Source organism: Intestinimonas butyriciproducens (genome assembly GCF_016901775.1).
In the GTDB taxonomy this organism is placed as follows: Bacteria; Bacillota; Clostridia; order Oscillospirales; family Butyricicoccaceae; genus Pseudobutyricicoccus.
Genome location: NZ_JACJKW010000015.1, coordinates 17301 through 38866 on the forward strand (window position 1 = coordinate 17301; position 21566 = coordinate 38866).

General features: G+C 50.1%; 25 protein-coding genes and 4 pseudogenes. 23 read left to right on the top strand and 6 right to left on the bottom strand.

The window, feature by feature from the left end; genetic code table 11:
* Positions 1-3 precede the first annotated feature (3 nt).
* A complete protein-coding gene (locus H6A25_RS08925) occupies positions 4-1428 on the bottom strand; it encodes an ATP-binding protein (RefSeq protein WP_204751778.1) in 1425 nt (474 codons plus the stop codon).
* A gap of 245 nt (positions 1429-1673) precedes the next feature.
* Between H6A25_RS08925 and H6A25_RS08930 the strand changes: the two are divergent.
* Positions 1674-1805 (top strand): annotated as a pseudogene (locus H6A25_RS08930) (topoisomerase I); the annotation flags it as partial.
* A 90-nt stretch (positions 1806-1895) separates the two neighbouring features.
* Here the strand turns inward: H6A25_RS08930 and H6A25_RS08935 are convergent.
* Positions 1896-2171, bottom strand: coding sequence for a type II toxin-antitoxin system RelB/DinJ family antitoxin (locus H6A25_RS08935; protein ID WP_204751780.1), 276 nt, complete (start codon positions 2169-2171; stop codon positions 1896-1898).
* Between the two features lie 258 nt (positions 2172-2429).
* Here H6A25_RS08935 and H6A25_RS08940 point away from each other — a divergent pair, with 258 nt between their 5' ends.
* The 4 genes from H6A25_RS08940 (at position 2430) to H6A25_RS08955 (ending at position 4772) form a co-directional block, all read left to right on the top strand.
* The gene (locus H6A25_RS08940; RefSeq protein ID WP_044992645.1) at positions 2430-2828 is read left to right on the top strand and encodes a cysteine-rich VLP domain-containing protein; all 399 of its coding nucleotides are present in this window, start codon (positions 2430-2432) and stop codon (positions 2826-2828) included.
* A gap of 113 nt (positions 2829-2941) precedes the next feature.
* Entirely contained in the window at positions 2942-3676 is a 735-nt protein-coding gene (locus H6A25_RS08945; RefSeq protein ID WP_204751782.1) for a phage replisome organizer N-terminal domain-containing protein, read from the top strand.
* Positions 3673-4536, top strand: coding sequence for an ATP-binding protein (locus H6A25_RS08950; protein ID WP_204751784.1), 864 nt, complete (start codon positions 3673-3675; stop codon positions 4534-4536). The genes H6A25_RS08945 and H6A25_RS08950 overlap by 4 nt, the downstream gene beginning before the upstream one ends.
* A 65-nt stretch (positions 4537-4601) precedes the next feature.
* Positions 4602-4772 carry a transposon-encoded TnpW family protein gene (locus tag H6A25_RS08955; protein ID WP_430651171.1) on the top strand — a complete coding sequence of 57 codons (171 nt, stop codon included), beginning with the start codon at positions 4602-4604 and terminating at the stop codon, positions 4770-4772.
* 69 nt (positions 4773-4841) lie between these two features.
* On the opposite strand, the gene H6A25_RS08960 is transcribed toward H6A25_RS08955, so the two are convergent.
* On the bottom strand, positions 4842-5240 hold the full coding sequence (locus H6A25_RS08960; protein ID WP_087348858.1) for a putative toxin-antitoxin system toxin component, PIN family: 399 nt from the start codon (positions 5238-5240) through the stop codon (positions 4842-4844).
* 1 nt (position 5241) lies between these two features.
* A complete protein-coding gene (locus H6A25_RS08965) occupies positions 5242-5499 on the bottom strand; it encodes an AbrB/MazE/SpoVT family DNA-binding domain-containing protein (protein ID WP_087348856.1) in 258 nt (85 codons plus the stop codon).
* Between the two features lie 157 nt (positions 5500-5656).
* On the opposite strand from H6A25_RS08965, the pseudogene H6A25_RS08970 reads away from it, so the two are divergent.
* The 14 genes and pseudogenes from H6A25_RS08970 to H6A25_RS12810 all read left to right on the top strand — a co-directional run.
* Positions 5657-6532 (top strand): annotated as a pseudogene (locus tag H6A25_RS08970) (VirD4-like conjugal transfer protein, CD1115 family); the annotation flags it as partial.
* The gene (locus H6A25_RS08975) at positions 6522-6878 is read left to right on the top strand and encodes a glutamyl-tRNA amidotransferase (RefSeq protein ID WP_243423302.1); all 357 of its coding nucleotides are present in this window, start codon (positions 6522-6524) and stop codon (positions 6876-6878) included. The pseudogene H6A25_RS08970 and the gene H6A25_RS08975, both read left to right, overlap by 11 nt.
* A gap of 72 nt (positions 6879-6950) precedes the next feature.
* A complete protein-coding gene (locus tag H6A25_RS08980) occupies positions 6951-7781 on the top strand; it encodes a hypothetical protein (RefSeq protein ID WP_204751788.1) in 831 nt (276 codons plus the stop codon).
* A gap of 16 nt (positions 7782-7797) precedes the next feature.
* Entirely contained in the window at positions 7798-8043 is a 246-nt protein-coding gene (locus tag H6A25_RS08985; protein WP_204751791.1) for a PrgI family protein, read from the top strand.
* 161 nt (positions 8044-8204) lie between these two features.
* Entirely contained in the window at positions 8205-8432 is a 228-nt protein-coding gene (locus H6A25_RS12800) for a hypothetical protein (protein WP_243423310.1), read from the top strand.
* Positions 8433-8451: 19 nt separating this feature from the next.
* A complete protein-coding gene (locus tag H6A25_RS08990) occupies positions 8452-8880 on the top strand; it encodes an RloB domain-containing protein (RefSeq protein WP_345941600.1) in 429 nt (142 codons plus the stop codon).
* A 109-nt stretch (positions 8881-8989) separates the two neighbouring features.
* Complete coding sequence (locus H6A25_RS08995) at positions 8990-9367, top strand: hypothetical protein (protein ID WP_204751795.1); 378 nt, start codon at positions 8990-8992, stop codon at positions 9365-9367.
* Positions 9333-11006, top strand: a complete 1674-nt coding sequence (locus H6A25_RS09000; RefSeq protein ID WP_204751797.1) for a C40 family peptidase — start codon at positions 9333-9335, stop codon at positions 11004-11006. The genes H6A25_RS08995 and H6A25_RS09000 overlap by 35 nt, the downstream gene beginning before the upstream one ends.
* 249 nt (positions 11007-11255) lie before the next feature.
* Entirely contained in the window at positions 11256-12365 is a 1110-nt protein-coding gene (locus H6A25_RS09005; protein ID WP_345941601.1) for an XRE family transcriptional regulator, read from the top strand.
* A gap of 462 nt (positions 12366-12827) precedes the next feature.
* Positions 12828-13496: a hypothetical protein gene (locus H6A25_RS12805; RefSeq protein ID WP_243423303.1), complete on the top strand. Its 669-nt coding sequence runs from the start codon at positions 12828-12830 to the stop codon at positions 13494-13496.
* Positions 13435-13917, top strand: a pseudogene (locus H6A25_RS09010) (ImmA/IrrE family metallo-endopeptidase); the annotation flags it as partial. The gene H6A25_RS12805 and the pseudogene H6A25_RS09010, both read left to right, overlap by 62 nt.
* A gap of 143 nt (positions 13918-14060) precedes the next feature.
* A complete protein-coding gene (locus H6A25_RS13190) occupies positions 14061-14270 on the top strand; it encodes a transposon-transfer assisting family protein (RefSeq protein ID WP_204751803.1) in 210 nt (69 codons plus the stop codon).
* Positions 14271-14275: 5 nt separating this feature from the next.
* Positions 14276-14764 (top strand): DUF3846 domain-containing protein, encoded by a 489-nt coding sequence (locus H6A25_RS09020; protein WP_204751805.1) that lies wholly within the window; start codon positions 14276-14278, stop codon positions 14762-14764.
* Positions 14761-15927: an antirestriction protein ArdA gene (locus H6A25_RS12810; protein WP_243423311.1), complete on the top strand. Its 1167-nt coding sequence runs from the start codon at positions 14761-14763 to the stop codon at positions 15925-15927. The genes H6A25_RS09020 and H6A25_RS12810 overlap by 4 nt, the downstream gene beginning before the upstream one ends.
* 733 nt (positions 15928-16660) lie before the next feature.
* Here the strand turns inward: H6A25_RS12810 and H6A25_RS13195 are convergent.
* Both H6A25_RS13195 and H6A25_RS09030 read right to left on the bottom strand, forming a co-directional pair.
* Positions 16661-17041: pseudogene (locus H6A25_RS13195) on the bottom strand (relaxase/mobilization nuclease domain-containing protein); the annotation flags it as partial.
* Positions 17002-17331 carry a plasmid mobilization protein gene (locus H6A25_RS09030; protein ID WP_204751809.1) on the bottom strand — a complete coding sequence of 110 codons (330 nt, stop codon included), beginning with the start codon at positions 17329-17331 and terminating at the stop codon, positions 17002-17004. The pseudogene H6A25_RS13195 and the gene H6A25_RS09030, both read right to left, overlap by 40 nt.
* A gap of 386 nt (positions 17332-17717) precedes the next feature.
* Between H6A25_RS09030 and H6A25_RS09035 the strand changes: the two genes are divergently transcribed.
* From H6A25_RS09035 to H6A25_RS09050, 4 genes are all read left to right on the top strand, one after another.
* Positions 17718-18002 (top strand): type II toxin-antitoxin system RelB/DinJ family antitoxin, encoded by a 285-nt coding sequence (locus H6A25_RS09035; RefSeq protein WP_204751812.1) that lies wholly within the window; start codon positions 17718-17720, stop codon positions 18000-18002.
* Between the two features lie 41 nt (positions 18003-18043).
* Positions 18044-19513, top strand: a complete 1470-nt coding sequence (locus H6A25_RS09040; RefSeq protein ID WP_204751814.1) for a LuxR family transcriptional regulator — start codon at positions 18044-18046, stop codon at positions 19511-19513.
* A 495-nt stretch (positions 19514-20008) separates the two neighbouring features.
* Positions 20009-20362, top strand: coding sequence for a hypothetical protein (locus H6A25_RS09045; protein WP_177660187.1), 354 nt, complete (start codon positions 20009-20011; stop codon positions 20360-20362).
* A 44-nt stretch (positions 20363-20406) separates the two neighbouring features.
* The gene (locus tag H6A25_RS09050) at positions 20407-21543 is read left to right on the top strand and encodes a hypothetical protein (RefSeq protein WP_204751816.1); all 1137 of its coding nucleotides are present in this window, start codon (positions 20407-20409) and stop codon (positions 21541-21543) included.
* Positions 21544-21566: the final 23 nt, after the last annotated feature.

A 21566-nucleotide genomic window follows, 5' to 3' on the forward strand; every position in this document is an offset into this window, starting at 1 on the left:
TCCTCACTGCTGGGTAGAAAGATGATCCTCGTTAATCAGGAAAAGCTGTGGATTTTCTTTGCCCAAGTCAACAAGACGCTGGGTAAAACCGCTTTTAGAAAATATCCCAAAAATAGGCTGATAGCCTTTCCATACCTTTTGGATTTCGCCAGAAGCCTGCACCTTATCGCGGAGAGCAAAAAAGACAGGCGCATCCACCGGCTTATTGTGGTATTTGCACTCGCCGGCAAAGAATCGCTTGTTTTGATGGTCCACCGCCATCACATCAATTTCCGTATCGCTGTCCAAATCATTCAGCCAGTAAGCTCCGATCCGCGAGGGAACAAAGTCAATGGCACCTTCCCTGCAAAGGTCTGCAAAAATGGATCTGCAGATATCTTCATAGGCGAAGGCCACAAACTTCTGTACGAAGTCTTTTCGGATTTCATCTAGAACAATCTGCGTATTGTCCAGTTCCAGTTCCCCTTTATATGGATAGACATACCGGAACCAGAAACGCACAAAGTTATCAGAGATGAAATAAAGGCCTTTACGGGACTTCTCCGGATTTTTCTCCGTAACCGGCGTTTCCTTCACGACAAAGCCAAGGTCGCTGAGCGTGGAAAGATATGGCGTCAGCGCGGAAGTTTCTGTCCCCAGAGCTCCCGCAATTCTCCCCAACTTGTGGTTTCCATCCGCCATCACGCGGATAATGGAAAAATAGTTGACAGCGGATACCACTTCATCTTTCAGCAGAAAGTTTGGTTCTTCATACAGAAAACCGTTCTTCGAGAGAACCGCAGACTCCACCTGTTCCAGCAGTCCTTCCTGATCGTTGAAAAACTCCAGATATTTGGGTACGCCGCCGGTAATCGCATATTGCTCCACCGCACGCTCAAAAGAAAGATGCTGAGCGGCATACACATCCGGGAACGACAAAGGCGCCAACCGGATCTGTGCAGTCCGGCGGCCATACAGGGGGCTGTCATAAGACAGCGCGTGTTTTTGCATCATTCCAATCAAGGAGCCGCAAAGAATCAGCATCACATTGCTGTCCTTGAGAACCTCGTCCCATGCGTTTTGCAGAATAGACGGGAACGCCGGATTGGACTTAACCAGATAAGGAAATTCATCAATAATCAGGACTTTCTTTTCCTCCGGCCGGAATTCCGCAATGATATGGAACAAATCCAGCCAGTCGGAAAAGGCTGCACGCTGCAGCAACGGATTCTGTGTTACCCGGGACACAACACCAGACAGCCGTTTTATGCTTTGTGATTCCACTTCCTCCGTTGCGAGAAAGTAGAATGCCAGCTTACCCTTGATAAATTCTTTAATCAGCGTTGTTTTTCCTACACGCCGCCTGCCGTAAATCACAACAAAGCTGCTGTCTTTTTGGTATTCCCTTTCAAGAGACTCCAGTTCTCGTTGTCTGCCGATAAACTTCATGTTGACGCCTCCTTTATCATAATTTATTTTATGATAATCTATCTTATATTATACATTTGTTTTGCAAAAAGTCAAGGGCATTCCTCCCTTGGGAAAGGAGCTTAGTGTGAAAGTGAGTAGCCCGCCAGTGTGAGGGCGAAGATACGGCGCACAACTTCGGCAGCTTCCTCGTCTACGAGCCAATGCTCCCGTGTTTCATCCCATAAGTAACCGTAAATCACAGTGCCGGTCAGGTGCTTAAACTCATGATCTGCGAGAAGCCCTCGGTGGCACAGAGCGTGGGCAAGGTGTTGGACGCCGTCAAACGGTGCGACGGCTACCTGGAGAGTGGCGGGTATCTTGTGAGCTGGTGTGTCGGCCATCTGGTGGAGCTGGCCTAATGTCATCCAGCAGGCCGATGTCCATGTGACGCTTCATCGCCAGCTTGTAGTCTTTTTTGAACTTTGTTGTCCAAACAATGTCGCGCTTCATCTTTTCAGCTCCCGGAGGGCTTCTTCCACATCGGAGTAGTGCTTCACGCTGGGATCACGCGCAACCCGTTCTGCCTCCAACATGGCGGCAATGGTTTCCTTGTTGGGCTGTTCCAGCCTGACTTCAAAGGGAAAGCCACCGGCGCGGAGCGACTGACGCAGAAAGACATTGATCGCTGTGGTAAGGTTTACGCCTAATTCGTTGTAAAGCGTTTCACACTGCTTTTTGATGTCGCTGTCCATACGGACGCTGAAATTTGTCGTGTTAGCCATTGTATCAGCCCCTTTCAAGTTTATTGCACTTATAGTATATGCCATTTGCAACGCAAAATCAACTCAATAGCCTTGAAATTCACAAAAAAGAGGGAACCGCCTATGACTACCGTTCACTATCTTGTCACCGTCCACCTGAATATCCGCCTGCCCCTGCCCTCTTGCAGTCGGAACTGGCAGGCGCGCCCACCGGCCCGGAGCCGGAGGCCCATGCCTGCCAGGGCTGCGGCAACTGCGGCGGGTGTGGGAAGTGCCAGCATGAAGAAAAGCAAGCCTGAACCCGTCCCCGTCATGGACTACCGCCAGTACCGCAGGGCGCGGCGGCTGGTACATGAGTGCTGCAACTATGACGGCGGCAACTGTATCGCGCTGGACGATGGGGAGGAATGTGTCTGCGTCCAGTCCATTTCCTACTCCCTGTTGTGCCGGTGGTTCCGGGCGGCGGTGCTGCCGCTGGACAGAGAACTGGAAACGGCCCTGTTCCACCGCCTGGACGCCAAGCGGTGCGCCGTCTGCGGGGCGCTGTTCACCCCCGGCTCCAACCGGGCCAAATACTGCCCGGAATGTGCCGGGCGCATGAAGCGTATCAAGGCCGCCCAGCGCAAGCGCAAACAGAGGGCTAAGTGTCACGCTTTAGGGGCCGAAAACCCCTTGTAAATCAAGGACTTTTTCGAGGGTGTCGGCGGGGGCCTGATAGATTTATCCTCTGACCCCCAAAACGGCCCTCTAAATGCGTACAGAAGCCCAAAACGAACCCCAAGGAGGAACCCATGTCAGACAATCGAAAATATTACTACCTGAAACTCAAAGAAAACTATTTTGACGATGACTCCATCGTGCTGCTGGAAAGTATGCAGGACGGTGTTCTGTACTCCAACATCCTGCTCAAGCTGTATCTGAAATCCCTGAAACACGGCGGGCGGCTCCAGCTTGACGAGAATATCCCCTACACGGCGCAGATGATCGCCACCATCACCCGCCAGCAGATTGGCACTGTGGAGAGGGCCTTGCAAATCTTCCTGAAGCTGGGCCTTGTAGAAGTGCTGGACAGCGGCACTTTTTACATGAGCAATATCGAGCTGCTGATCGGCCAGTCCTCCACCGAGGCCGAGCGAAAGCGGGCGGCGAGGCTCCAAAACAAGGCTCTTTCCGCGCCCCGGACAAACGGCGGACATTTGTCCGACATTCGTCCACCAGAGATAGAGATAGAGTTAGAGAAAGAGATAGAGATAAAGAGAGAGATAGAGAAGGGACGCCCCGCCCGCGCCTATGGCCGTTACCAGAATGTTTTTCTGACGGACGAGGAACTGGCAGACCTGCAGGCCAGCTTTCCCACGGTATGGGGCCAGTACATCGAAAAGCTGTCCGAGTACATGGCTTCTACCGGCAAGCGGTATCAGAGCCATGCCGCCACCATCCGGCGCTGGGCCAGCGAGGACGCCAAGAAAGCAGCCCCGCCCTCTCGCAACCGGGATTACAGCGTAAAGGAGGATGAAACCGTATGATTGAGATTACCGCAGAAATCCGGGCGCTGATCGACAAGGCAGCCGCCGGTGTAGAACTGGCCGGGGACGAGTACATAGACCCGGCAGACGGCCTCATTCACTGTAAGAAGTGCGGCGGCCAGAGGCAGACCGTTGTGCCATGCTTTGGGAAACCGGGCTACTTCATGCCCCGCTGTATCTGCCAGTGCCAGCGGGAGGCCGAGGAACAGCGCAAGGCCGCCGAGGAACGGCAGCGCCGCATGGAGCGTATCAAGCGCCGGAAGGCTCAGGGCCTGCAAGACCGCTATCTGTACGACTACACCTTCGCCAACGACAACGGCCAAAATCCCCTGATGGACAAGGCCCGCGCCTATGTGGAGAACTGGAAGGAGGCTTATAAGAACAACACCGGCCTGCTGCTGTTTGGGGATGTGGGAACCGGCAAATCCTTTTTCGCCGGTTGTATCGCTAACGCCCTGCTTGACCGGGATGTGCCGGTGCTGATGACGAACTTTCCCACCATTCTGAACCGCCTGACAGGGATGTTCTCCGAGGACAGGGCAGACTTTATCGCCAGCTTTGACGAGTACGACCTGCTTATCATTGACGATTTGGGTGTGGAGCGCAGCACCGAGTATGCGATGGAGCAGATGTTTTTCGTCATTGACAGCCGCTACCGCAGCCGCAGGCCCATGATCATCACCACCAACCTGAAACTGGCCGAACTCAAGAACCCGCCTGACCTGGCCCACGCCCGTATCTATGACCGTATCCTGGAGCGGTGCGCCCCGATCCTCTTTGCCGGAAAGAACTTCCGGGAGGAAAACGCCGGGGCCACCAAACAGGCGGCAAAAGACATTGTGAACCGTAAGAGCGACTGATTGTTTTGCCGGACGGCGCAGCCCCGCCCGGAGAAAGGAGCGCCATGAACGAAGAAACCCGTACCATGCAGACCGCAGGCACCACCCCCGCCAGAGCGCCGGAGGACGCCCCCGCGCTGGTAAAGAAAATCGGCAAGACCACCTACAAGGTGCGCGTCCATTTCAGCAATACCAGCACCGAAACCATGAGCGACAAAATCAAGCGTATGCTCAAAAACGAGATACAGCAGATGTAAAACACAGCGGGCCGGAAACCTTCAAACAGGCTTCCGGCCCTTTCCATGCCAGGAGAAAAGCCGCAGAGGTCAATCCTCCACGCCTTCGCTTTCGAGAAACTGTGCGACGGTCATGCACTTTGGATGTTCCATATCCAGACTTAAAAAGTCTTTATCGCCGGTGAGGATAATATCCACATCCGACACAATGGCCGCGTTTAAGATCGGCTGGTCTTTTGCGTCGCGTATCAGCTTTTCCGCATGGTCTACCGCAGGAATTAACTCATAGGACATCTCTGCCAGCAGCACTTCGGCATCCGGGAGATACTTTGGCGCTTTCCGTCCGAGAATATCCCGCAGCTCCGCGATGTTGCGGTCACACAGGACAATTTCGTGATTGTCTGCGATGTAGAGCAACGCCCGCGCCGGTTTGGAACGGGGAAAGACCAATGCGGAAAACAGAATGTTTGTGTCTACCAATATCCGCATTTTACCGTCCCTTTCCATAACGCGCTTCGTCTACAAGCGCCTGAATATCATCCTCGCTGGATACGCCCAGTGCATCAGCAGCCCCGGCAAAGGCGGCCTGTGCTTTTCGGATGGCCGCAGCGGAGGCGTTGCTGACAACGATCTCTCCATTCTGCTTTTGGAGGAACAGGATTTTATCGCCGGATTTCAGCCCAAGCTGCCGCCTGATTTCTACCGGCACAGTGATTTGACCATTTGCAGAGATTTTCGCCAAATTCATACAAGTCACCCTTTCTATTCTTTAGAACTCAAGTTTTCTTTATCTCTGCTTATATTATATCCCATGCGCTGGGGAAAGTAAACACGTCCGGGCAAAAAAGAGGCGCTTGTTTGTGACTTTTTCGTGAATTTGATTAAAAAGTCCTTGACAACTCGTTTCGGGAAAGACAGCCAAAAGCATCATTGTCAGCGCTGCTGTACGGCTGGCAGCTTTCAACTTGCCCCAGATTGCCCGCATGACCAGCCGGGACGAGCTGGATCTGGGCAGCCTGGGTGAGCGGAAACGGGCGATTTTCTGTGTGATCCCGGACAACGACGCCAGTATGAATTACCTGGTGGGGATGCTTTATACCCAGGCATTCCAGGAGCTTTATTATCGGGCGGACAATTTGCATGACGGCGCTCTGCCGGTGCCGGTGCGGTGCATCCAGGATGAATGGGCCAATGTGGCCCAGCCGGACAGCTATCCCAAGATCCTGGCCACCTGCCGCAGCCGGAGGATTTTCCTCAATATCATCGTCCAGAACATTGCCAGCATCAAGGCACAGTACAAGGACGAGTGGGAGGGGATCATGGGCAACTGTGATGTGCTGCTCTATTTGGGCGGCAACGAACAAAGCACTCATGAATACATTTCCAAGCTGCTGGGCAAGGAGACACTGGACACACGCACCTACGGAACCACCCGTGGTCGCAGCGGAAGCAGCTCTACCAATTATCAGAATACAGGACGAGAGCTGCTGACATCCGACGAAGTGCGGATGCTGGATGATAACGATGCTCTGCTTTTCATCCGTGGCGAACGCCCCATAAAGGATAAGAAGTATGACATTATGAAGCATCCCAACATCAAAAAAAGCCGCGACGGCGGCGCACCCGCTTATGTGCATAAGCGGGAAGTACCTGATTATCGTTTGCCTGATCTGCCTTATGGAGAGGAAGATCTGGACTATATTACGATCCTGGATGATCCCGATGAGGAAGAGGATTTCTTCCAGGGAGAAAACAAGGAGGAAGGGTACGATGAAGAATGAAAAAGCAGTGTCCGCTGAACGCCAGGAAGAGCTGGTTCGGTGGGAAAGAAGATGCCGGAAGATCCAGCATGGGCTGCGGATCGCCATGATGGCGATGGTGCTGTTCATCGGTGTGATGACCATGGCCTTTGCCGATCCCCTGACCCCCATTACCAAGTTGTCCGAGTTTATCGGCAACGCCATCAAGGCCATCGGTATGATCATCCTGTTGTTCGGCGTGGTGCAGGTGGGCCTGTCTGTCAAGAGCCATGATGCCACCCAGCGGTCTCAGGGTTTCCTGACCTTCCTGGGTGGTGTGATCATTGCCTTTGCCCAGGATATCCTGGCCATGGTGACTGGTGGATGATCTTATGGCACATAAGCAAAATAAGCGGGGGAGGGGCCAGGAGCCCTTCCCCCAGGGAAAGGAAGTGACGCTATGACTTGGACGGCAGAACTTTTGCAGGATTCCCTGAATCGGTGGAACACCACCATGGAGACCATCTGGGAACTGCTGCTGCAATCGCCGCAAACCTTTAAAGGTGGTTCCATATGGATAACCATCGTCAATATCAATGGAGCAATGAAAGCCGCTGGCTATGCCCTTCTGGTGCTCTTCTTTTTGATCGGCGTGGCCCAGAGCACCATCAACTTCCGGGACTTTCAGCGTCCGGAGTATGCCATCAAACATTTTCTGCATTTTTTATTGGCAAAAGTGGCCATCACTTACGGCCTTCAGCTGATGCAGACTATCTTTTCCATAGGTGCCGGGATTGCCAGTACGGCCATGAGCAGCCTGGGCGGCGTGGAAAATACCAAGGTATCACTGCCTGCGGAAATCATTGAAGCCACCGATAAGATGAAATTCCTGGAGAGCATCCCCATGTGGGCACTGGCTCTGCTGGGCAGCCTGGGGATCGTGTTGATTTCCTTCGGACTGATCCTGGTGATTTACGGGAGATTTTTCAAAATCTATATGTATACTGCTGTTGCGCCGCTGGCCTTGGCCACCTTCGGCGGCACCGGAACCAGTTCCATGGGAAAATCTTTTCTCCGCTCTTATGCGGCCCTCTGTGTCCAAGGGGTGGTGATCGTGCTATGTTGTATCATCTTTTCCGCCTTTGCTTCATCCGGATCGCCAGCGATTGTGGATGGCAGCGCCATGATGAAGGTGTGGAATTACCTTCAAGAGACTTTCTTCAATATGGCGCTGCTGATCATTATGATCTTCGGGGCCAACAGCGTGGTGAAGGAAATGTTCGGCCTGTAAAGAAGGGGGAAAGTGCATGGCCATTGAGATTAAGATCAACAAAGAAATCAACAACTACAAAGAAAATATCTTTTTCGGCCTGACACTGCGTCAGTTTGTGTGTTCAGCCGCAGCAGTGGCAATCGCTGTGGGGGCTTATTTCGTATGCGTTCCTATTTTAGGGGAGGAAGCTGTGAGCTGGATCTGCATCCTGTGTGCAGTGCCCATGGGCGCTGCTGGTTTTATTGAGTATAACGGAATGCACCTGGAACAGCTCCTGTAGACTATCTGTAAAACGCAGCTGCTGTGTGCCGGAAAACGGGTATGGCGGGCACAAAACTATTATTTTGATGCTTTCGCTATGGTGATAAAGGAAGAAGAACAGGCTAACCGAAAAAGGAAAAAGCCGAAAAAGAAAAAAGACAGTGAGACAGGGGGAATTTGATGGCAGTGCAATTCAGCTTGCCTTGGATCAAGCCTGATCCGGAGAGGGATGGCTTTCAGGTACCGAAAAGTGCCCAGCAGAGCATCCCGATCAAGCGGATCTACAAAGATGGAATTTTCCAGGTGGCAGGCAAGTTTTCAAAAACATGGAGGTTTTCCGATATCAATTATGCGGTGGCATCTATGGAGCGGCAGCAGCAAATGCTTCTGGCTTGGTGTAACCGATGAAATATGGTTTTTCTTTGATGTGGAAACCAAAGATGTCCCGAAGTGGGATAGTAGGCTGAAAATTATCCGTCACCTGCGCTCCTTGCGTAAAGACTCTAATATTAAAGTCAGATTACTGATGACAACGGGCTGTATCGAATATTGGCTGATGCTGCATTATGAGATGCTTGCTCCTTCCATCCAAACGCCGGAAGAAAAGAAACGGGTGATGGATCGGCTGTGCGCAAGGGTACCGGAGTATGAAAAAGGTAATGCGGCAGTTACTTCCAAAATCGCAAAGAATTATCCAACAGCAGTTAAAAATGCCCAAAGGACCATATCTAATTTGCTTGCAGAAGGACTGCCCGGCTTGGAAGATTCTGATGAGAGAAACCGATGGTTATGCCAAAAGTGTCTGACTTTTTCCAATGTGCACGAAGCAATTGATTTTTTGCTTCAACTGAGATGATGTTTTCGAAAAAAGTCTGAAAAAGTGAATAAGGATGAAAAGACAGACTGATAGCTGAAAGATTGGCTGACCAGTCTGTCTTTTTGTTTTGGAAGAAAGAGGTGAAGCCATGAGAGATATCAAGATGAAAGAAAAGGCCGAACCCACGCTGCACACATTGGAAAGGAAAGTGTGGCGGATTAAGGATGCGCAGGGGCTGAGAATGCCGGTGCCCAGGATCGGGAAGGAGATCGACCGCTTTGGAAGAAGTGGGAAGCAGAATGTTTCCCAGCTATCCCGAATGCGTCCGGAGCAGGGGAAGCCGGAAGAATTCAATGCTCAGGAAGGGCAGGGGCAGCCCCAAATGGAAGGGGGGCAGGTGGCGAATTTAACGCTGCATACAGAAGAACAGCTGATTCGGAATATAGGACAAGTTTCCCCCCCATGCAGCGCAGCGTCTAAAAGCAGTTTATTTGAAAAAACAAGCCCAAAAGGCGGCCCAGGCTAAGCAAGCAGAGATCATCCCAGCTCCACCAGTGGAAGCTGCTCTAACTTCACAGATTACACCCCCCACACCCATGGAGAGAGGGCGGCAAAAAGCAATCTCTGATGCACAGAAAACTGCTGTGCTGCGAAAAGAATGGGCATCCCTGGCTGAAAAAGAAAACGAACTTTCGATATCAGAATTTGGCCTGAAAGAACAGGGTAAAGCGCTGAAGATAAAGTCAGCAGGAGAAGGGCCTACGGATGAACAGCGTACGAGATTTGCTTTCCGTGAGCGGAACCCTTCAGTTAGTGCGCTCAAAGAAAGAAACACTATTGTAAGTGCGTCCCTCAAATCCCGATCGACTTCTTCTGTTTCGGCTAGGCAATCCGCAGAAGCTGCGAAACAAGGCAGTGCGGCGATGCTGAAGAGCGGCATGGCCAAACAGGCAAAGGCGCGGGTACAGAAGCAGGCGGAAGAGCGCCTGAGAGAAACGGTGGTAAAAAAAGCGAAGAAGGTCGTGGCTGCGGCACGAAAACGGGCACAGAAATCCACAAAACAGGCAGCTCAGGCAGCGGCTATGTTTGCCCGGGTGTTGATTGCCGCTGTTGGTGGTGGTATTTTCGCATTTCTTCTCTTTCTCGTGTTGGCTTTGGGAGCAGTAATTGCTTCTCCTTTCGGCATTTTTGCAGCTGGAGAGAATGACACTCCTGGAACTATCGCCCCGTCTGCGGCTATTGCCCAGGTCAATGAAGAATACACGGAAAAGCTGGAAGAGATCCAAAGTTCTTTTGAAGGCTCTTACAGCCGGATTGAGACTGATGGTGCGCTGCCGGACTGGCGGGAAGTGCTGGCGGTATTCGCTGTTAAAGTAGCGGGCAGTGATGGAGAAGATGCCACCGATGTGGCCACCTTTGACGAAGATCGGGTAAAACGGCTGAAGAAAGTGTTTTGGGATATGGTGGAGGTCTGGGGTGAGGTAGTAGAGGTGGAAGAAGGAGAGCTGAAGGTAAAGGTGCTCATTCTACACATCGAAAGTAAGACCGTGGATGAGATGCGGGATTTTTACCACTTCACCGAATATCAGAATACCGACCTGGATGCGCTGCTGGATGGGCTGGGAATGTTTGACGATATGCTTGGAGATCTGACCATTACCCAGGAGGATGCTCTTAAACTGCTGGAAAACTTGCCGGAGGGTCTCAATCCTGACCGCAAGGCCGTGATTGAAAAGGCATTGACCCTGGTGGGCAAGGTGAACTACTTCTGGGGCGGCAAGAGCAACGCCATCGGCTGGGACAGCCGGTGGGGAACTATGCAAAAGGTCACCGCAGAGGGCAGCAAGACCACAGGGACTTATCGGCCGTACGGCTTGGATTGCTCTGGATTTGTGGATTGGGTCTTTCACAACGCCCTGGGATATAAGCCTGGCCACGGTGGCGGCGCAGCGTCCCAGCATGATTATTGCACACCGGTTTCCTGGGCAGATGCTCAGCCGGGTGACCTGGTCTTTTATGGTGATGACAGCCATGTGGGTATCGTAGGGGGCCGGGATGAAGATGGCAATCTGCTGATCATCCATTGCTCCAGCGGATCAAATAATGTGGTGATCTCCGGCAAAAAAGGTTTTGACAGCGTAGGCAGACCAGAAGCATTTCGGTAAAAGAAATGGCTTTTCAGTCTGACAGTTGGTATACTAGCTGCTTTGCAGCTAGTATACTTTGTTTTTACAGCCGTTTTCTCGTCCCGCAAGCGGGACAACCGAAAACACGGCCAATATACCACTTCACTGTTGTTTCGTGGTATAATAACTTTAAATGGAGGTGAGCAAATGCCGAAAGAGTACGAATTGCGGTTGTTTGATGAGACCTTGCTGACCTTTACCCTGGAGGAAAAAGGAATCCAGGGCCTTGTGGCTCATGTGACCGGGGTGAAATCAGAAAAACGCAGTCTGCTTCCTTTGGAATGGTACGGAGACAGCTGTGATGAAAATTTGCTTCAATGGCTGCGGCGGCGGGTAATTCCCAAAAACCGCACCTTTGTGGACGAGATCTTAAAGACCTTGGGGCTGTCTGTCAATGACACAAAAGGCATTATTGATGTGTGCAAAGGGCTATCTTTGAATGACAGCTATTGGGTTGTCCCTGCTGGTTTTGAGGGCAGCTTTGCAGAGTATAATTTGTACGAAAATCGCTTTTCGGAGATCCTGGCTTTGGTAGCCTACACTGGTGCGGGAAGCAGCCATCAAGTGTTTACTACTTCGCCGGAACTGACCACAGGTGGTATGCTTCCCAAAGCCTGGCGGTTTTTGGGCAAAGAGGGAATTTGGCTGTACAAAGGTGGAACTTCCGGTGCGGCCAATACCGGAAAAGAGCCATATAGTGAATACTACGCCTGCCAGGTGGCAGAAGCGATGGGACTTCATGCTGTTCAGTATGATTTGGAAAATTGGAAAGGTATCCTGGCTTCCAAGTGCAAATTGTTTACCGACATACACACTGCATTTGTTCCCATTGGACGGATCGTCACTTCTGGTGGTCTGCCAGCTTGTCTGGCTTATTATGAAAAGCTGGGTAAGGATGCCTATGAGCAAGTCAAGAGTATGCTGGTGTTTGACGCCGTAATTTACAATGAGGATCGGCATTTCGGCAATTTTGGTATTTTGCGCAATAACCATACCGGCGAAGTGCTGGGAGCCGCACCAATTTTTGATAATGGCTTGTCGCTGTTTAATTTTGCCATGGAATCCGATCTGGCCAACTTGGATGCATATGCCCGTACACGAACGACCCCTTATGGCAGCGTCACTTATGAAGCTATCTGCCGGGAAGTGATGGGGAAGGTGCAGGCAGAACAGCTGAGAAAGCTGATTGGATTTACCTTTACCCGGCATCCTCACCTCAATCTTCCGGAAGAACGGTTGAAAGCCATTGAAGGACATATGCAAAAGCGTGTTCGTTATTTGTTGGAGCTGTCCCGAATGAAAAAACGGGAAAGAGCAGAAAGAGCTTCAGAGCGGTGAAACATCCATTGCTTCAGCGGATCGAATAATGTGGTGCTCTCCGGCAAAAAGGTTTTGACAGCGTAGGCAGACCGGAAGTATCTCAGTAATATTGACATTTCAGCGGCCTTGAATTATACTGAACATAGAAAAAGGGTGCCACCGGCAAACGGTTAGCCCCCTACCTGATTACTGAAGTAACCGCTGGTTTGGGAAGGCCGGGCGGTTACTTCTTTTTATTGGCCTGAATGAACAGGGCAATAATGGCAACGACTAAAATACCTGTCTGAATCAGATCAGAATATGTAACCATTGTCAGCCCCCCCTTTCTATAAAGATCAGGGGGCAAGAAGCGCCCCTGATCTGGTCAGGGGAACTAAAAAGTGGGAAATCCTTTGAGATTTCCCACTTTTTCTTTGCTGGGAAAGGAGGATCAATTTGAAGGGAATAAAAGTGAAAAAGTATAGGGGGATTGTCCGGCGTATGATGGAACGGCTTTCAGAAAACGGAAAGGATTGGGCGAAGCCTCGTTCCACTGTTATCCAGGCATATAAATCTCCGCTTTGTGATCAAATGCACAGCTCAGATAGAAGAAATCTTGATGGCGGAGCTGATCAACAACTAAGCCTGTTCCCTTCGGAGAAAGAACAAATACAGAAAATTGATGAAGCAGAGAATGCGGAAGCATCCTCTGCTTTTTCTGTTTCCCGACCTGTGGGCTGTATCGAATATCTTGGAACAGATGGAATGCCAGTGGAAACTGTGGAGTATGCGGATGCAGAGCGATTTGTCCGGGATATTAAAGAGGAAACCTTCTACGGTGCACCCTTTACCCTTGTTTTCTACCGGGACAAGCAGGGACACACGATGTCACAGGAGTTTTTGATGGAGCTTGACCCTCCACCGATGGGATTTCGTGTGGAGGACGCCCCTGTGTTGGCTGCGCAGCGGGAACAGACATCCCGGTATGAGGTTGTTGTTTATCACCCTTTTGAGAATGGTTTTGATGAAAAACTGGACTATCCCACACTGGAAGAAGCGAAGGAAATCGCGCAGAAGTATGTGGAAGGCTCCATGGAGCCGGATGGCTTTGCCTACGCTCGGCGTTCATCAGCTCACGGGCAACGTAGAGGAATACAATCAATTTTTTGAAGCGTTAAAGCAGATTTCCCCAGTCCCTGTAGCCTTTGAACAAATAGAAAGCGGCGCCAACGGATATTACCATTTAGAGGACAGACGCATTGCAATTCAAGAAAACATCAGCGAATTGCAGACGGTCAAAACCGCTGTTCATGAAATCGCCCACGCAAAGCTGCACGCTTTACCTGAAAAGGAAGCTCAACCGGACGCGGTTAAAATTGACCGACGCACCCGTGAGGTGCAGGCGGAAAGCGTGGCGTATACCGTATGCCAGCACTTTGGTATTGATACCTCCGATTACTCATTCGGATATATTGCAAGCTGGAGCAGCGGACGGGAAACGGAGGAACTGAAAGCCTCTCTTGAAACAATCCGTAATACGGCGGCAGAATTTATTGACGCAATCGAGGATAAATTTTTAGAGCGTGAACAGGCGCAGAACAAGGCCGCTGAACGGTCAAAGCCTGTAAAAGCCCAAACCGGAAAAAAGAAATCTATCAAAAAGCAGCTTGCCGAAAACAAAGGGAAATCGGCGGCGCCAAAAAAATCCGCACCCAAAAAGGAGGAACTTTCCCTATGATACATTTTTCAGACGAGGAAATAAATTTGATTTGTATTTTTGATATGTCCTGTAAAAGCGCTTTAATCGCCGATATGCAGGACGCATTATTTTATATGGAGGACGACGAATTAAAGAGTATAACCAAAAATATCATAGCAAAATTCCGGGCTATGACCGACCTTGAATTTTCGGCGATTGAATTTATACCGCCGTTTGGGGGGTGATGAGGTTGAGTGATACCATTCGCGCATTGGTTGTAGAGCCGTGCAAGGAACCGTACATAAAAGACATTGAAAGCGGTTTGGAATCCCTGCAAAAAGAAGTCGGCGGCCTCATTGAAGCCTTTTATCCGTATGAGGACGCTGTTTGTATTATCTGTAATGAGGAAGGCAAAATAAACGGCCTTCCTCTGAACCGCGCCATCTATGACGACGACAAAAATATGATTGAAATTATGGCGGGGACATTCCTTGTTACGGGTCTTACAGAAGAAAATTTCGGGAGCTTATCGGACGAGCAGGTATTAAAATACGGGGATATGTTCAAAAACCCGGAGACCTTTTTAAGTATCGGCGGGGAAATCATTGCCCTGCCGTATAAGGCGGAGGATAAAAAGCCCTCTATCCGGCAGCAGCTTGCGGCAATAAAGGAAAATACCGCGGAGAAAAAGGACATTCCCAAAACGAAAAATAAAGAGATTGGAGGCGAGAGCTTATGAGCGGTGAAAGCTATGTATTTCAGTTTACCCTTGTAAATAAACAAGACCCTGAGAATACCGTGGATATTACCTTTCCCACAACGGCGGAGGCAATAAACAGCGCGCTCAAAGAAATAGGGCTGCCCGAAAATGCAAGCCGTGATTTATATTTCCTGATAAGGTTTGAAACGCCTTACGAGGATTTTCAAACAATAGACAACATCTGTGAAACTACCTATGTATCAGGGAATAAGGTATATGAAAACAGCATAAACGAACTGAATTATCTTGCGGAGCTATTGGACGGTATGACGCCTGACGAGAAACTTGTTTTTTCGGCGGCGATTGAAGCGGGCGAGCATTGCATGTATATATCAGACCTCATAAACCTTGCGCAGAATACGGAGTGTTACAATGTTATAGACAATATATACGATTATGAAGATGTAACGCGGTATTTTCTTGCTGAACGCGGAGTTGACATATCCGGGCTTGGATTTTTAATTGATTACATTAACTTTGAAAAATGCGGCAAGGATTTATGCAAAGAAGATGGCGGCGTCCTGCTTGACGGGTGTTATCTTGAAACGAACCGCGCCCGTTTTGCGGAGGTATATAACGGAGATATTTTTACTGTTCCCGAACAGTACCGGGTTGTACCCTTTGCGCGCGAACCGGATTTTTTGGATAGGAAGGTTGAGCGTTCTATGGAACTGGCATTAGACCTTGACAGCTTCTTCCGTTCCCACGATAAAGAGTACGGCGAAAAATACTCTGCCGTGGACGTACCCGAACATTTATCCGATTGCCTTTTAGAAAACAACCTTGATAAAATCAAGGAAATGCTTGCAGATTTGGGGCAGCTTGAAAACGATGTGCTTCCGTCGGAGCTTGCGGAATATGAAAAGATATTTTTGGCAGACATACCGGAAAAGCAGGAAAGAGATTTTGAAAAGCCGGGGCGCCATTTGATACATGTTCAGTCGGCCTGCAACAGCAACTATAAAGGGATGATTGCTTTTGTGGGCGACGACGGCAAGGTGTATTTGGGAAAACAGGAAAACTATCTTTTCCGAACGGAGCATATTCCATTCTATGCAGTTCCTTTTTCTGCTGTGCCAGTTCTCCGGCGGCACGGTTTAATGCGTCAATCGGCAGCGCTTCTTTCCCTTTCAGATATTTAGCCGAAGCCTCAAACAAAACGATTTCCCTGCGGTATTTATTTTCAAAGGCGGCCTTGTTTTTCGCTCTTTTGTATTTCTCGTAAACCGGCTTACAAGCGGAGTGGGTCTCAGCGTGTTTTATCAGGAGGGCGGTTTCGTTTATACTCTTTTCCGTCCCCTTGATTTGCTCCGAAACGTCGTCAAAAGAGGCGTGTATTTTCTCTGTTTCCCGTTCCAATTCCTCATACGTACTGATGTTGTGTTCGGTCAGGAAATTCAGCGTTTTGCTCGCCTGTTTCAAATTATACAGCTTCGCCCAATGCTCGTAGCCCTTGCTTTCCTGCGCCTTGATATTGTTTTGAATATCTATCAAAAGATTGATACGGCGCTCCGGTCTCGGTGATTTTGTTCTCTGGGCGATCCTGCCTTTGATTGCTTCTTCGGTATAGCGCGGGCCTAAGGTCTTGCCCCTTGTAAACCGTTCTTTTCCCTTTGGGCGGAATGAAATGTATTTGCCCTGCTTTATCTCATAGCCGGCAATCTCCATACGCAGGAGAAAATCTTCAAAGTCTGTTGCCCGTGAAACCACCTTGTCAATATCCGCTTTTATCTGCGCTTTCCAGCTCGTGCCCTGTTGGGCGGCGGTGTGTTCTATGTAGCTTTTGCCTTTATTCTCATTTGGCGGTATGACGGACAAACCGTGCTCCCCGCACAGCCGGTCGCTGATACGTCGGACGCGGCTTTTCCACTTCCGGTTGACATGGCTGTGTTTGAAGTCAACAAAGCTGACATCGTTAAAAATGATGTGGTTATGGATATGGCCGCGGTCTATGTGCGTTGTCAGCACATATTCATATTTGCCGCCCAAAACCTCCTCCGCAAGCTGTTTCCCTATCTCGTGCGCCTGTTCCGGCGTGGTCTCGCCGGGCTTAAACGCCTGTATCAAGTGCCGGGCTAAATGCGGGCCCGGCTCCCGCGCCTTTTCCCGCGTCCATTCAAATTCAATATCCGCTGTTTCCGGGGCACAGCCGTAGGAATATACCAGTAGCGTACCGTCCGTTTTGGCAGGGTTACAGATATAGTCAACCGCCTTTTTCAGCGTAGCGTTGATAGGATGGTTCTTTGTAATTGCCATATCTCGCCGAGCCTTTCCCGAAGCTCCGTAATATCCCCGCGGTATATATCACCGGTGGAATTGACGCGCTTTGCAATCTGGTTTATGTTGCGGCCGATTGCGCGGAGCTCCTTATTCATCTCTTTTATGTTGGCGGTGTCGGTATAAATAATATACCCGTCAATCGCCATTTTCCGTATGTACGCGCCGATTTGGGAAGTAGGCAGCAGCTTCATTTTCTCGTCAATCAGCCGCCGTTCTTCCTCTGTCAGCCATATTTTAAGCTGTATATTGCGTTTCCTGTTCACCATAGCGTAAGCCTCCGATAAATTAGGGTTTACAGACAATGGACAAGCCATTGTCTGCATAAGTTCCGCCAGCGAAAACAAGTTTTCGGGCGTCACTTAAAGGGTTTGGGACTATCCCAAAAATATTTTGCACAGTTCGGGGCCGCCGACAAAGTGCAAAAACCGCGAATGGGTACTCATTCGCTTTGCTTGCTATTCCGTAAAAGTTAGTTTTTCCCCTATATATAAGGAGTGCGGAAAACGCCTTTTCAGCAACCCGTTTTTGAAAAAAGCATATGAAAATTCTGTCGTACTGAAAACCTCCAAAATCCGCCACAGGTATACCTGGCAAACAATGATTTTGTATTGACAACGTACATATTTTGTGAATATATTAAGAGTGAAAGGAAATGGGTACAGTGGCGACAACGAATATAAGTATCCGCATGGATACGGAATTAAAGAAACAGGCGGAATCCATGTTTGCAGAGATGGGACTGAACATGACCACTGCAATGAATATATTTTTGCGTCAGGTTGTGCGTCAGGGTAAAATTCCTTTTGAAATCGCAACCGACATACCCAATGCCGAAATGCTTGAAACTATGAAAGAAATGAATGATACCATACATGATAGCATCCCTGCGGAAAAATTTACAGACACAAAGGAACTGCGTGAGGGTTTGGATTCATGAAAGACATAATGAAAATGAAAAATACATAGAAAGGCATAAACATGATGATAGATGAACTGAGGAAACGGACAACGGTAAGCGCCATCCTTTTAATTGGCCTGTTTACCTTTATCTTTTTAGGCGCGGAATACTTGTATGTAAATATGATTGCGCTGACCGCGGAGGCGAGAAAGGCCGTAAACGCGCAAAACTATGCGCTGGGCGTAAGCGTAGCCGGTTTTTTACTGTATCCGGCGCTGAGCCGCCTTGTAAAAAGACAGTATCAGGGTATCATTACCCTGGCATTAGCGCTGGCAGCGATTGTGTGTATATTCGTTATGCAGCAGCATTTATCCTATGCGGCAATTCTCATATCCGGCATGGTGCTGTTTTTTGTCCTTGGCTTTTTTGGCAGCGCGGTCCACAGCATAGCGGCGCGCATTGTTCGGGCAAGCGCGGCGCTGGCGCGGATTGTCGGGATAGCCTATGCCCTGGGGATTTTGCTGCAATTTTTAAACAACAACCTGGTCAATGTCGAAACCGCAGAAGCGGGTTTTCTATCCGCTTTTTTAGCCATGCTGTGCGTCTTAATGCTGTGGACACAGCAGCGGTACTTAAAGCATGTGAAAGAAACGGAACCGGAAAGCAGCGGGCAAAATGAGGAGGCGGCCATGTCCCGGAAAAAGCTGTCGGCAGGGCTTTTGCTGGCGTTGCTTGTCGCGCTGATGGCCTGCGTATTCAGCACATTGGACAACGCGGTAACACTCCCTCACGCGTCGGGACACGCGGACGTCGGGCAATGGCCAAGGATCCTCCTGGCTGTTAGCGGGCTTATGGCAGGGTTTTTGTTTGATATACGGAAAAGAAAGTTTATGAACCTCATCATGTACTGTGTGATGATGCTGTCCACGTTGTGTGTTGCGGTAATATGGCTGGGAGACCCGTTCCTGATCGGGCTTGTGGTGTTTTACCTGACTGCCGGTTTTTTCGCGGTATACTTTACCACCAGCTTTATGGAGCTGTCATTGCATATGCGGTTTCCAGCGCTGTGGGCAGGTCTTGGCCGCGCGGTTAACAATCTCAGCGCCGTCCTGGTTACAAACGGTTCGGTTACGCTGCTGTTTGCAGGCGGCGGTATTATCACAATCCTGCTTGTGCTGCTCTTGTTCGCGGCGGTTATGGTTGTAATGGCCGCGTATGCCGCGCAAATGCGGGAGATTACCAGGATGAACGATGCGCAGCGCAGAGAGGCAGACAAGTTTTCAAAATTTACACAGGTTTTCTCCCTGACGCCGCGTGAGAAGGAGGTTTTTCAGCAGCTGCTTGCCGAGCCAAACGAAAACCTCCAGGTAATCTCGGAACAATTGGCGATTTCCAGGACGGCTTTATATAAACATATCCGCAGCCTGAACGACAAGACGCAGACAGGAACCCGGCTGGATTTAACGCAATTTTATTATCAATGGGGCGAACGAAATACAATCAAAGGACCTATTGGCCAGCCCTTTAAAACGGAAACGGAAAATTTGTAAGTATATTTCTCCTCCCTTCTTAAATGGCGTTTGTCTTTTTCTGTGCTATTTTAAAAATATCGTGCGGATTTTACATCTTAAAAACAAAAACATAATCCATTGATTCTTTGAAATGGAAAGCGAGGCGTTTGCCCCGCTTTTTTTATTGCTTTTTTCATATGCAAATATATGTTCGTAAAAACAGCCTCAAAATATCAAATAATAGAAAAAAATACATGAAAAATAGGGGGTTTACAAATGTTAACCCCTCCAAAACAGGCCAGAGTTTACATTTGATAACCCCAAAATGGCCGGGGGTTTACAAAATTCAACCCTGAAAAACAAAAAATGTACGTTTGTAAACTTATATTTTTTTCAGGACTATGCTATATTTTTTTTCAGAGACCGACAGTTGTTTGGAGGGAAATAAAAAAATCTGCAACATTAACAGGATGGACTCAAATGGGGATGCTCTGCCGGGCATTCAAAAAATAATTGTAAGAAGGAGGCAGAAAAATGGAAGTAATGGAAAGGATGCTCCCGTATGCAAAAAAAAATGTCCAGCTTGCCGTATATGACATGCTGGATCAGATGGAGGCAGAATACGGCGATGGCGAGGCGAAGGACGTGATTGCGGAGGCAAACATTTACGGCAATGTAAGCAAGTTTTCTATCACAGTGAAAGAGGGCGGTTGCGGAACCATTATGACACTCGCTATGCTTGCGCCATGCTGCGGACTGTCCATTCCCGGACAGCAGCGTGCTTTGACCGCCGTGGCTGACCGGATCACCCAGCATCTAGAAAACGTGTTGGTGATGAAGGGCGTCCGGTTCCAGCCGCCGGAAGATACAGGCGCGGCGGCACAGTAAGCTGTGCCGAATATACTTGCCATGCGGAAGGAGGCCGACGGCCTGTGCAAATCAAATGCAAGCGGCGCTTGCCAGTGGTGTTATCCGTTACCCTGCTGGCAGCAGTCCTTTCCGCCTGCGGCGTTAAAGCGCCGCCCGTGCAAACCGGGATGCCGGTTCAGACGCCGGACAGCGGAAACGTTACCATTACCAAAACCAAAGCAAAAGCAACCGAGACAGAGTTGTACAGCGCGCCGGACGGTTCGTTCAGCATGCAAATCCCGGCCGGCTGGTCGGTATCCAGCGGAGGCACCGGGATGTATCACAGTATCCGCGTAACCGACCCGGAGGAGCCGCTGAACCAGATGTTCGTTTTGCTGAAAGCGGACGCCCTGCTGCACAGCCAGGCGGGGAAGGAGGCGTGGCAGTACACTTATGCAGCGGGCAACAGCCAGGCGTACCTATTTACCCTTGCGCCGGTATTGGCGCAGCCGTCCACTGAAAATTTCTATAAGCTGTTCCCCCAGTATGCGGACTTTGCCGTGCAGGCAGAACCAGGCTACGCGGGCTACACCTTCCCACGGTTTGAGGATTTCACTGTTACCGAGCGTTTCCCGTCTGCGGGCAATTTCGGGCAGGCGGCGCTGGGCGACGAGCTGCTCCGCGCCACCTTCACAGAGGATGGCAGGGAAGGCGAAGGGATGTTCGCCGCCACGGTGGTAGATTTCGGACCGGTTCAGATTGCCGCGGGCGCTCCGTCGGGCTATCAGATCCCCAGCGCGGACGGCGGCTATTATATGGCGTACAATATCATGGCGGTCACCGCTGCAAAGGATACGCTGATTGAGTGGGAAGACGTGCTGACCCAATGCATGGGGACGCTGGAATACTCCCAGGCTTATGTGCAAAGCGTGCAGCAGGCGGGGCAGGAGCAGGTGGCGCAGGCGATGCAGTTCAGCGCCAACGGCAATGCTGTTTTGGACGGCATCATGTCCTCCTGGGAAGCGCGCAGCACCAGCCAGGATATTATCAGCCAGAAGCAGAGTGACGCCACGTTGGGATATGAACGGGTTTACGATACTCAAACCGGCGAAATCTACCGGGCGGAAAACGGCTGGAGCGATACCTACCAGGGCGGGCGCTACGAGCCTGTAACCGACGACAGTATGTATACAAAGCCAATTTCCGGCTATATTGAATAGGATAAAATCCTGGACAGGAGGGA